Source organism: Bacillus yunxiaonensis (genome assembly GCF_037104695.1).
GTDB classification, from domain to species: Bacteria; Bacillota; Bacilli; order Bacillales; family Bacillaceae_G; genus Bacillus_A; species Bacillus_A yunxiaonensis.
The window spans coordinates 1-11910 of record NZ_JBAWSV010000015.1; the positions used below are offsets into that span (position 1 = coordinate 1).

Below are 11910 nucleotides of genomic sequence, written 5' to 3' on the forward strand. Positions count from 1 at the left end.
TTCATAAGTCTGGTAATGATGGCAGAGAGGTCACACCCGTTCCCATACCGAACACGGAAGTTAAGCTCTCTAGCGCCGATGGTAGTTGGGACTTTGTCCCTGTGAGAGTAGGACGTTGCCAGGCAAACGAAAGACGAGTCATTGGACTCGTCTTTTTATTTTTACCCTGCTATTCTTGACGTAAGATGTACTCTTTAAGAAACAACTGGGAGATTCAACTATTTCTCAGACAGACACTTCGCCTAGAAATGATTCATACAATAAAAGTATAAAAGGACGTATATATTTTTAAAAAGTGTTAACGCTTATAAATGTATTGTTTCATTTCATATAGAGGGGAGGGAAAGCTTAATTATCGTTTGTCTAGTTTTATATAATGATGGTTAGATAGACTACGATAAATAGGCGAACATATGGGGCATGCTACAATAAAAGAAGAGGTTTGTATTGTGTGTGAACATAAGAAGGATAGTGGCATTCATTTGTATACGAGTTTTATATGTGAATCATGCGAGCGAGAAATGATAGAAACAAATACAAATGATCCGAAGTATATGTTTTATTTACAGCAATTGCGGAAGATACAAGTATCAAGTTAGAAAATAGGCATATTTGCCTATTATTTTTTTTGTACAAAACTCGGTATAATGTAGAGAGAATGAATAATAAGGAAGAGTGAGTATGGATCAAAGAAAAATGCCCTTATATGAAGCGTTAAAGACTTTTGCAAATAAGAAGCCAATATCCTTTCATGTTCCAGGTCATAAAAATGGAACAAATTTTCCACATGAGGCACAGAAGTATTTTCATGATATACTTTCTATTGATGTAACAGAGCTTAATGGACTTGATGATCTTCATAGTCCATTTGAATGTATAGAAGAAGCACAGCAATTATTAGCAGAGTTATATGAAGTGCAAAAAAGTTATTTTTTAATTAATGGTTCAACCGTTGGAAATTTAGCTATGCTATTGGCATGCTGTAATGAGCATGATACGGTTCTTGTACAACGAAATGCTCATAAATCCATTATGAATGGTCTTAAATTAGCTGGAGCATCCCCTGTTTTTCTAGAGCCATGGATTGACGAAGAATATGGTGTACCCGTTGGTGTTCCTCATGAAGTGATTGAAGCTGCAATTCAAAAATATCCGCAAGCAAAAGCTCTTATTTTAACACATCCAAATTATTATGGTATGGGTGTAGATTTAGAAAAGAGCATTGCGTTAGCACATGCATATCGTATTCCTGTTTTAGTAGACGAGGCACATGGAGCTCATTTTTGTGTTGGAGATCCTTTTCCAATATCAGCGCTTGTGTATGGAGCTGATATTGTTGTTCATTCTGCACATAAAACATTACCAGCAATGACAATGGGTTCATACCTACATGTAAATAGCACTCTCGTTGACGAAGAAAAAATTTCTTCTTATTTAAGTATGTTGCAATCTAGTAGTCCGTCTTATCCAATAATGGCTTCATTAGATATAGCTCGTTTTACATTAGCGAAAATAAAAGAAGAAGGTTGTAAGGAGATTTCTACATTTACTCAGCAATTTCGTAAAGCATTAAGTCGTATTCCACAATTTGCTGTTTTAGATTATCCAATACAAGATGCATTAAAAGTAACTGTACAAACACGTTGTAAACTTTCTGGATATGAATTACAACGCGTATTTGAAGAGATTGGTATCTATGTTGAAATGGCAGATCCATATAATGTTTTACTTATTTTACCGCTCCAAGTAGATGAGGAATATATAAAGATAATCGATAAGCTAGAGGTTGCACTAAGCTCATATGATGTAGAAAATAGTAAACCATGTATTCGCTATCCTTATAAAGAAAGTTTGTCTTCTTTATCATTTACATATAAGCAACTGGAGAAGTATAAGAAAAAAATTGTACCGTTAGAAGAGGCGGTAGGCATGATTACGGCTGATATGATTATACCGTATCCACCAGGGATTCCATTGCTCATGTATGGAGAAGAAATTACGTTAGAGCATATAAATCAAATTTCTTATTTAGAAGAGACGGGTGCACGTTTTCAAGGAAATACAAAAAATATTACTGTATATGATATATAAAGAAAGAAGGTTTTGCAGATGAAGGGATTGTTTGTAACAATTGAAGGACCTGAAGGATCAGGAAAATCTACATTAATTACAAAATTACTGCCGTACTTTGAGAAGAAGGAACAAAAGGTAATGGCAACACGTGAACCAGGTGGTATTAAGATTTCAGAAGAAATTCGTACCATTTTACATAAAAAAGAGCATACAATGATGGAAGCACGTACAGAAGCTTTATTATATGCTGCGGCACGAAGACAACACTTAGTAGAAAAAGTTATACCAGCTTTAACAGATAATTATATTGTAATATGCGATCGTTTTATTGATAGCTCTCTTGCTTATCAAGGATATGCAAGGGGGCTTGGCGTTGATAAAGTATTTGCAATTAATCGTTTTGCGACAGAAGATTGTATGCCGGATATTACTATTTATTTAGATATTGAGCCAGAGGTTGGACTAGCTCGTATTAGAAAAGATGGTAATAGGGAAGTAAATCGCTTAGATTTAGAAAGTATGGAATTTCATAAACGTGTTCGTGAAGGATACTTACAATTAGTAGATCGCTTTGCAGATCGCATCATCGTTGTAAATGCAGATCAACCAATAGACAGTGTTATAGAAGAAGTTACTCAGATTATTGAACAAAAGTTGTTATAATAGAAGAAAGTATAAAAAGTGAGGTATAAAACATGACGAAGACGTGGGAACAACTGTCTCTTATACAACCCATTGTTGTAAAAATGTTAATGAATAGTATTGCAAAAGAGCGGATATCCCACGCTTATTTGTTAGAAGGGCCAAAAGGAACAGGAAAGATTGAAACAGCTATGCAAATGGCGAAAAGCTTTCTTTGTTTGCAGCGAAATGGGGTAGAGCCCTGTCATACATGTACGAATTGCCGGCGTATTCATTCGGGCAATCACCCAAACGTATATACCGTTACACCAGATGGATTATCAATTAAGAAACAGCAAATCCATGAATTACAAGAAGAATTTTCTAAAACGGGTCTAGAAGCAACTAAAAAAATATATATTATTGAGCATGCAGATAAGATGACGCCAAATGCTGCAAATACATTACTTAAATTTTTAGAGGAACCGAGCAGTGACACAACGGCTATTTTGTTAACTGAGCAAAGTCATCAAATTTTAAGTACCATTTTATCACGATGTCAAATTGTTACGTTTCGATCTCTTCCAAAAGATGCACTGATAAATCGTTTACAAAAGGAAGAAGTAAGTATCTCTTTAGGGAATCTTGCGGCTGAACTTACAAATAGTTTTGATGAAGTGTTATCGTTTTGCAGTGATGAATGGTTTGCACAAGCACGAACTTTAGTGATAAAATTATGTGAAGCCCTAGAGAAAGATACCACGTCTCTTTTTTTTGTACAGGAGAAGTGGATAAAGCATTTTGGAGAGAAAGAACAATTACAGTTAGGATTAGATATGTTGCTCCTTATTTATAAGGATTTATTATATGTTCAATTGGGAGAAGAAGATCGTCTCGTTTTTCAGGACCAAAAAGGGTTATTCCAATCTTTTTCCTATTCTCAAAAGCGCATTGTATCGGCTCTTTTCAATATATTAGAAGCAAAAAATAGAATCAACGCTAATGTAAATGCGCAGCTTGTGTTCGAACAGTTAGTGTTGCGGTTGCAGGAGGGATGACCGTTTGTATGATGTAGTAGGTGTTCGTTTTAAGAAGGCCGGAAAAGTGTATTACTTTGACCCAAATCAATTTGATATCTCAGAAAATGAATTTGCGATCGTGGAAACAGTACGGGGAATCGAATATGGGAAAGTTGTCATCACAAAGAAGCAAGTCGATGAAAATGATGTTGTACTACCATTAAAGAAAGTCATTCGTATAGCAGATGAAAATGATCGTACAATTGTTGAGGAAAATAAACGTGCAGCAAAGGAAGCATATCAGGTTTGTCAGCAGAAAGTAATCGAGCATGAGCTTGATATGAAACTTGTTGACGTGGAATATACATTTGATCGCAATAAGGTTATTTTTTATTTTACGGCGGACGGCCGTATTGATTTTCGTGATCTTGTAAAAGACTTAGCGGCTATTTTTCGGACAAGAATCGAGTTAAGACAGATTGGTGTTCGGGATGAAGCAAAAATGCTTGGCGGTATTGGTCCATGCGGTCGAATGCTGTGCTGTTCTACTTTTTTAGGGGATTTTGAACCTGTATCCATTAAAATGGCAAAAGATCAAAATTTATCGTTAAATCCTGCGAAAATCTCTGGGTTATGTGGTCGACTGATGTGTTGTTTAAAGTATGAAAATGATGAATATGAAGCAGCAAAAGAGCAGCTTCCAGATTTAGATGAAAAGATACAAACACCGCATGGTCTTGGTCGTGTAATCGGATTAAATATTTTAGAAAGATTAATTCAAGTGGAATTAGTAGACAAGGAACGGATAGTAGAATATACGTTAGATGAATTAATAAATAAAGGGGTCGTTTCGAGTCAAACCACAGATTAATGAGGTGGGTGCTTGTGGAGAAAAAAGATATTTTTGCAGCGGTTTCCAGTATGGAAGAGCAAATTGGACATCTCTATAAACAGTTGGGAGAGTTAAAGCAGCATCTCGCAGAGCTACTTGAAGAAAACCAACATATTAAAATGGAAAATGAAAATTTGCGAAAGCGTTTTGAAGAAGTTCAGAATAAACAGAAACAAAAGTCGAATAAACGAAAAGAGATAAAACCTAAAATAGATATTGGTGAAGGATATGATAATTTGGCGCGCCTGTATCAAGAGGGTTTTCATATTTGCAATTTGCATTATGGAAGTGTACGTAAAGAAGGGGATTGTTTATTCTGTTTATCGTTTTTAAATAAAAAATAAAGTTACCTTTCCAATAAATTGGAAAGGTAATTTTTTGTACATATAAACAAAATATAAGTAAAGCAGATTAGGCTGTTATGAACATGACATAGATTGTCTTAACGTCTGTTAAAATAAGTTTAAATGATAAGGAAGGAAAGAAATATATGCAGTTGTATGGAGATGAACGTTTAGATTATTTACTATCAAAAGATATGAAAATTATTCAAAGTCCGTCAGTATTTAATTTTTCATTAGATGCAGTGTTACTGGCGAATTTTGCGTGGGTGCCAATTCAGAAAGGAAATATATTAGATTTGTGCACAGGAAATGCAGTGATTCCTCTTTTATTAAGTTCTCGTACAAAAGGGAAGATTACGGGGGTTGAAATACAAGAGCGCATTTACAACATGGGTGTTAGAAGTGTTCAATATAATGATTTAGAAGGGAGAATACAGCTTATTCATGGTGATTTAAAGCATATGCCTGAGCAAATAGGGCGACATCAGTTTGATGTTGTTACATGTAATCCACCATACTTTCAAACACCAAAACCATCTGAACAGAATTTAAATGAGCATTTAGCGATTGCTCGTCACGAAATTATGTGTACGTTAGAGGACGTTGTACGCGTTAGCAGCCAGCTTGTTAAACAAGGGGGAAAGGTTGCCTTTGTACATCGTCCTGGTCGTTTGCTTGATATTGTAACGCTTATGAGAAAATATAAAATTGAACCAAAACGCCTCCAATTTGTATATCCAAAAGTAGGTAAAGAGGCCAATACGTTATTAATTGAAGGTATTAAAGATGGGAATGCCGATTTGAAAATTTTGCCGCCTCTTTTTGTATATGAAGATAATAACGAATATACGAAAGAAATGAATGCGATTTTATATGGAGCAGAATAAGCATTATTTTTATGTAGTTGAATGCGCTGATGGGAGCTACTATGCAGGATATACAAACCATTTAGAGAAGCGAATTAAAGCTCATAATAGCGGAAAAGGAGCACGCTATACAAGAGCAAGGCGTCCTGTTATGTTAAAATACTTTGAAACTTATGAAGAAAAAAGGACTGCAATGCAGGCAGAATATCGTTTTAAGCAGTTAAAAAGGAAACAAAAAGATGAGTATATACAAAAAGGAGACTATTATGTGGCAGCAAAAAAGCTTTCAAATGAATGAGAGAGGCATATTATATTTAGTTCCAACTCCAATTGGAAATTTAGAAGATATGACATTTCGTGCGATTCGTATATTAAAAGAGGCAGACTTTATTGCAGCAGAAGATACAAGGCAAACGAAAAAACTATGTAATTATTTTGAAATTGAAACACCGGTAATGAGTTATCATGAACATAATAAAGAAGTGAGCGGGCGAAAGATTTTAGATATGTTAGAACAAGGAAAAACAGTGGCGATTGTCAGTGATGCAGGTATGCCGTGTATCTCAGATCCTGGTTATGACATCGTTGTACAAGCAGTAGATCAGCAGTATTCAGTTGTGCCTCTTCCTGGTCCAAATGCTGCGCTTACAGCATTAATTGCATCTGGATTAGAGACAAAGCACTTTTATTTCTATGGATTTTTACAGAGACATAAAAAAGAGCGTAAAGCAGAATTAGAGAAGTTGCGTTATATTCAAAATACAATGATGTTTTACGAAGCGCCACATCGATTAGGAGAAACATTAATTTCTATGAAAGATGTATTAGGGAATAGAAATGTTGTATTATGTCGCGAGCTTACGAAGAAATTTGAAGAATTTATTCGTGGCTCCTTAGAGGAAGTCATTCATTGGGCAAAGGAAAATGAAGTACGCGGAGAATTTTGTGTTCTAGTAGAAGGTTCTACGGAAGAAGAGACAGATGAAGAAATGTGGTGGGAAACATTAACGGTTGAGGGACATGTCGAATACTACATAGAGGAGAAAGGTCTTTCTTCTAAAGAAGCAATTAAAATGGTTGCAAAAGATCGAAATATGTCGAAACGAGATGTATATCAAGCATACCATGTTTAAAAATAAAGCTTCTCTTTTAGAGAAGCTTTTATTTTGCTGCTGCGATGAATTGTTGTAACTCTTTTAAGATTTGTTCTGCGCCTTCTGGGCTTAAAATGATTTTACCTTCAGCTAATGAAAGGTTGCTATCAGAAACCTCACCTGTTACTTGGCAAGTCATGTTTGGCTTATATTTTTTTAAGATGATCTTCTCATCGTCAACGTAGATTTCAAGAGCATCCTTTTCTGCAATACCTAGTGTGCGACGTAATTCAATTGGAATTACAACGCGGCCTAACTCATCAACTTTACGAACGATACCAGTAGATTTCATATTTGTTTCTCCTCCTCATATTCTGCAAGTTTGTAAGTCTATTTCAATTCGTCATTTTTCGACAAAATACCCTATGCACATATGATACCAATCATTGACATTTCCGTCAATTCTTTAATTATAAAATTTATAAAAGTTTTGTAGATTTTCGCATCTATTTATTATATATACTAAAAAATAATAGATGTATAGAGAGATTTACTTTATTATCTTAATTTTATTGATAATTCTGAAGTGTTAAAACGTATATTTTTTCTTAATATGAGTAATAGATGATAAAAGATATAGAGCATTCACTCGTTTTTATACGTAAGTTTTTGATATACTGTTTATAAATACATATGAGGTCATTTGGGAGGTTCAAAACGATGACAGAGGAAAATAAGACCTTTTACATTACAACTCCGATTTATTATCCAAGTGGAAAACTTCACATCGGACATGCTTATACGACGGTAGCGGGAGATGCGATGGCACGCTATAAGCGTATGCAAGGATATGATGTCTACTATTTAACAGGCACTGATGAACATGGACAAAAGATTCAAAAGAAAGCAGAAGAATTAAATGTTACACCACAAGCGTATGTTGATAACATTGTAGCAGGAATTAAAGAATTGTGGAGTAAAATGGATATTTCTTATGATGATTTTATCCGTACAACAGAAGATCGTCATAAAGAAGTTGTAGAAAAAATCTTTAAGCAACTTGTTGATCAAGGTGATATTTATCTTGATGAATATGAAGGCTGGTATTCTGTACAAGATGAAACATTCTATACAGAGCATCAACTTGTTGACCCAGTGATGGAAAATGGAAAAGTAATTGGTGGAAAGAGTCCAGATAGTGGTCACCAAGTAGAACTTGTTCGTGAAGAATCATATTTCTTTAGAATGGGGAAATATGTAGATCGACTATTAAAGTTCTATGAAGATAATCCACACTTCATTCAACCGGAATCACGCAAAAATGAAATGATTAATAATTTCATTAAACCAGGATTAGAAGATTTAGCTGTTTCTCGTACTTCTTTTGACTGGGGTGTCCGTGTACCGGGTAATCCGAAGCATGTCATTTATGTATGGGTAGATGCATTATCTAACTATATTACGGCATTAGGTTATGGAACAGCGAATGAAGAAAAGTATAAAAAATACTGGCCAGCAGATGTTCATTTAGTAGGAAAAGAAATTGTTCGTTTCCATACAATTTATTGGCCAATCATTTTAATGGCCCTTGATTTACCACTTCCGAAAAAAGTATTTGCACATGGTTGGATTTTAATGAAAGACGGAAAAATGAGTAAATCAAAAGGAAATGTAGTAGATCCTGTCACGTTAATTAATCGTTATGGTTTAGATGCACTTCGTTACTACTTACTTCGTGAAGTACCATTTGGATCAGATGGCGTATTTACACCAGAAGGATTCGTTGAGCGCATTAACTTTGATCTTGCGAATGATTTAGGAAACCTATTAAATCGTACAGTAGCAATGATTGATAAATATTTTGGCGGAGAAATTCCAGCTTATAAAGCAAATGTAACAGAATTTGATGAAGCTTTAGTAACATTTGCAAAAGATACATTGCAAAAAGTAGAAGCTTCAATGGAAAACATGGAGTTTTCAGTGGCACTAAGCACAATTTGGCAATTTGTTAGTCGTACAAATAAATATATCGATGAAACACAACCTTGGGTATTAGCAAAAGATGAAAGTGATCGTGAGAAACTCGCTTCTGTTATGGCGCATCTCGCAGAAGCGCTTCGTCAAACAGCGATTATGTTAATGCCATTTTTAACAGAAACACCAGGAAAAATCTTTGAACAAATTGGGATTGCAGATGAAGAGTATAAAACTTGGAATAGCCTTTCTGCAATTGGCTGCATTCCAACTGGTACCAAAGTTGCCAAGGGTCAGCCTGTATTCCCGCGTTTAGAAGTAGAAGTAGAAGTAGAATATATTAAAGAACAAATGAAAGGTTCTGCTCCAAAAGTAGAAGAAAAGAAAGAAGCGGAGCCAGAGGCAGAAGCAGAAGAAATTACAATTGACGATTTCTTTAAAGTAGATCTGCGTGTAGCAGAAGTGTTAGAGGCAGAACCTGTGAAAAAGGCAGACAAGCTGTTAAAGATACAACTTGATTTAGGCACAGAAAAAAGACAAGTCGTATCTGGAATTGCCAAATTTTATTCTCCAGAAGAATTAAAAGGGAAAAAGGTTATTTGTGTTACAAACTTAAAACCGGTAAAACTACGTGGTGAACTATCACAAGGTATGATTTTGGCAGGTGAAGAAAACGGAAAATTATCGTTAGCAACAGTTGACCAAAACTTACCAAATGGTACAAAAATTAAGTAATAACGACAAAATGAGAGATGTTTCACGTGTAACATTCGTGAAACATCTTTTTTCTTGTCGAAAATCTTTCTAAAATTTCCTTTTTTGTATCAAAATTGTAATATGGTTGTTATTACGTTGTTAGGAAAGTAATTTTTACCTATGATAGAATTTATTTCAAATAAAAGGAGTTATTGTTATGTTGTTTGATACACATTCACATTTAAATGCAGAACAATTTGAAGAGGATTTACAGGAAGTAATTGCAAGAATGAAAGAAGCAGGTGTTTCTTATACAGTTGTAGTTGGCTTTGATGAAGTGACAATCAAAAAAGCAATCGAATTAGCAGAAACATATGACTTTATTTATGCAGCTGTTGGTTGGCATCCTGTTGATGCAATTGATATGACAGAAGAGCATCTAAAATGGTTAGAAGAGTTAGCAAATCATCCGAAAGTTGTTGCACTTGGTGAGATGGGCTTAGATTATCACTGGGACAAGTCTCCGAAAGATGTGCAAAAGGAAGTATTTCGTAAACAGATTAGGCTAGCGAGAAAGGTAAAATTACCAATCATCATACATAATCGCGATGCAACGCAAGACATCGTAGATATTTTAAAAGAGGAAAACGCATCTGAAGTAGGGGGAATTATGCATTGTTTTAGCGGTAGCGTTGAAGTAGCAAAACATTGTATTGATATGAATTTCCTTATTTCATTAGGTGGGCCAGTAACCTTTAAAAATGCAAAGAAACCAAAAGAGGTTGCAATGGAAATTCCAATGGAGCAACTTTTAATCGAAACAGATTGTCCGTATTTAACTCCTCACCCGTTTCGTGGAAAACGAAATGAACCGAGCTACGTAAAGCTTGTTGCGGAGGAAATTGCAAATTTAAAAGGACTATCTTATGAAGAAGTAGCAGCAAAAACAACAGAAAATGCAAAAAAACTATTTGGCATTCAATAATGAGAAATAGAGGAGGAATTCCTCCTCTATTTCTTCCTTCACCTATGTTTACCTTCAGATAAGTAACACTACTAGAAATAGTAGGAGAATGAGAGTTAATAATTCTGATCTAGACAGGGAGGGCGCTTTATTGTGATTGTAAATGCAAGAAACTTATTATCGAGGTTAGAAGCAAGCAAAAAATTAGTAGTAAAAATTACGAGTGCATTAATCATTTCGGGGTCTGTTGGAACTGTAGCTTATGCAGGGACAACGGATAAAATAGTTGTTGAAGTAGATGGAAAGAAACAAGAAATTTATACGCATGCAAATACTGTAAGCGAGTTGTTGCAAGAAGAAAAGATTCAAGTAACAGAAAAAGATCATATATATCCAGCACCTTCTACAAAAATTAAGGGTGAAATGAAGGTGGTTGTAGAAAAGGCGAAGCCATTTATGATTATGGTAGATGGAAAAGAGAAACAAGTACAATCAACAGCAAAGACAGTACAGGATTTGTTAATAGAAGAACATATTGAAATTAGTGAACATGACAAGGTGTATCCTAGTTTACATACAAATTTAGAGAATAATCGAAAGGTCATCGTTCAAAAAGCATTCCCAGTTACATTATATGTTGGCGGTCAAGAGCAGCAAGTATGGTCAACTTCGACTACTGTCGCTGACTTTTTGAAAGAACAGCAAGTATCACTAAGTGAAATGGATAAAACAGAACCTGCTTTACAGGAAGTGATGCAAAAAAATATGAAGGTCAAAGTGATTCGAGTAGAAAAAGTCAGCGATGCAGTGGAAGAACCAATTCCTTTTACAGAAGTAAGACAAGAGGATTCTTCACTCTTAAAGGGAACTGAAAAAGTGATTCAAGAAGGAATAGACGGAAAAAAGAAGAAAATATTTGAAGTTGTAAAAGAGAACGGAAATGAAGTCTCAAGAAACTTGCAGAAAGAAGAAGTGGTGCAAGAAGTAAAAAATCGTATTGTAGCTGTTGGTACAAAACAAGAAGAGGAGCATACTTCAGGTGATGAAGAAGGTGTAGCCGTCAAAGAATTCTATGTACAAGCAACAGCATATTCTCCGTACTGTGGGGGCTGCGAAGGTGTAAGTGCAGGAGGTTATAATTATAAGGAAAATCCCAATATGAAACTAATTGCAGTAGATCCGAGTGTTATTGCTCTTGGAACAAGGGTATGGGTAGAAGGATACGGGTATGCAGTTGCTGGTGATACGGGCGGAGCGATTAAAGGAAATCGTATCGATGTTCTTATGCCAACGGAATCACAAGCAGAATCATGGGGAAGAAAACAGGTAAAAATTAAGGTGTTACAATAAGATTGTAAGCAGAGGAA

At 35.2% G+C, this 11910-nt stretch carries 13 protein-coding genes and 1 rRNA gene; 13 read left to right on the forward strand and 1 reads right to left on the reverse strand.

Annotation, left to right across the window (positions count from 1 at the left end; translation table 11 throughout):
* The first annotated feature begins 8 nt into the window (after window positions 1–8).
* From rrf to rsmI, 10 genes are all read left to right on the forward strand, one after another.
* A 5S ribosomal RNA gene (gene rrf / locus WAX78_RS24415) occupies window positions 9–124 on the forward strand.
* Between the two features lie 325 nt (window positions 125–449).
* The gene (locus WAX78_RS24420; RefSeq protein ID WP_413789237.1) at window positions 450–599 is read left to right on the forward strand and encodes a sigma factor G inhibitor Gin; all 150 of its coding nucleotides are present in this window, start codon (window positions 450–452) and stop codon (window positions 597–599) included.
* An 82-nt stretch (window positions 600–681) separates the two neighbouring features.
* Entirely contained in the window at window positions 682–2091 is a 1410-nt protein-coding gene (locus WAX78_RS24425) for an aminotransferase class I/II-fold pyridoxal phosphate-dependent enzyme (RefSeq protein WP_336484590.1), read from the forward strand.
* A gap of 18 nt (window positions 2092–2109) precedes the next feature.
* Window positions 2110–2736 (forward strand): dTMP kinase, encoded by a 627-nt coding sequence (gene tmk, locus WAX78_RS24430; RefSeq protein WP_336484591.1) that lies wholly within the window; start codon window positions 2110–2112, stop codon window positions 2734–2736.
* 32 nt (window positions 2737–2768) lie between these two features.
* The gene (gene holB / locus WAX78_RS24435; protein ID WP_336484592.1) at window positions 2769–3752 is read left to right on the forward strand and encodes a DNA polymerase III subunit delta'; all 984 of its coding nucleotides are present in this window, start codon (window positions 2769–2771) and stop codon (window positions 3750–3752) included.
* A 4-nt stretch (window positions 3753–3756) separates the two neighbouring features.
* Window positions 3757–4584: a PSP1 domain-containing protein gene (locus tag WAX78_RS24440; RefSeq protein WP_336484593.1), complete on the forward strand. Its 828-nt coding sequence runs from the start codon at window positions 3757–3759 to the stop codon at window positions 4582–4584.
* A gap of 14 nt (window positions 4585–4598) precedes the next feature.
* Window positions 4599–4949, forward strand: a complete 351-nt coding sequence (gene yabA, locus WAX78_RS24445) for a DNA replication initiation control protein YabA (protein WP_336484594.1) — start codon at window positions 4599–4601, stop codon at window positions 4947–4949.
* A gap of 146 nt (window positions 4950–5095) precedes the next feature.
* Complete coding sequence (locus WAX78_RS24450) at window positions 5096–5836, forward strand: tRNA1(Val) (adenine(37)-N6)-methyltransferase (protein ID WP_336484595.1); 741 nt, start codon at window positions 5096–5098, stop codon at window positions 5834–5836.
* Window positions 5823–6113 (forward strand): GIY-YIG nuclease family protein, encoded by a 291-nt coding sequence (locus WAX78_RS24455; protein WP_336484596.1) that lies wholly within the window; start codon window positions 5823–5825, stop codon window positions 6111–6113. The genes WAX78_RS24450 and WAX78_RS24455 overlap by 14 nt, the downstream gene beginning before the upstream one ends.
* Window positions 6082–6948 carry a 16S rRNA (cytidine(1402)-2'-O)-methyltransferase gene (gene rsmI, locus WAX78_RS24460; RefSeq protein WP_336484597.1) on the forward strand — a complete coding sequence of 289 codons (867 nt, stop codon included), beginning with the start codon at window positions 6082–6084 and terminating at the stop codon, window positions 6946–6948. Before WAX78_RS24455 ends, rsmI begins: the two co-directional genes overlap by 32 nt.
* Before the next feature lie 28 nt (window positions 6949–6976).
* Here rsmI and WAX78_RS24465 read toward each other — a convergent pair whose 3' ends face one another.
* Window positions 6977–7261 carry an AbrB/MazE/SpoVT family DNA-binding domain-containing protein gene (locus tag WAX78_RS24465; protein WP_098305010.1) on the reverse strand — a complete coding sequence of 95 codons (285 nt, stop codon included), beginning with the start codon at window positions 7259–7261 and terminating at the stop codon, window positions 6977–6979.
* A 368-nt stretch (window positions 7262–7629) separates the two neighbouring features.
* Between WAX78_RS24465 and metG the strand changes: the two genes are divergently transcribed.
* The 3 genes from metG (at window position 7630) to WAX78_RS24480 (ending at window position 11893) form a co-directional block, all read left to right on the forward strand.
* Entirely contained in the window at window positions 7630–9618 is a 1989-nt protein-coding gene (gene metG, locus WAX78_RS24470) for a methionine--tRNA ligase (protein WP_413789238.1), read from the forward strand.
* Between the two features lie 178 nt (window positions 9619–9796).
* Window positions 9797–10564, forward strand: coding sequence for a TatD family hydrolase (locus WAX78_RS24475; protein ID WP_336484599.1), 768 nt, complete (start codon window positions 9797–9799; stop codon window positions 10562–10564).
* 132 nt (window positions 10565–10696) lie between these two features.
* Window positions 10697–11893 (forward strand): ubiquitin-like domain-containing protein, encoded by a 1197-nt coding sequence (locus WAX78_RS24480; RefSeq protein WP_336484600.1) that lies wholly within the window; start codon window positions 10697–10699, stop codon window positions 11891–11893.
* Window positions 11894–11910: the final 17 nt, after the last annotated feature.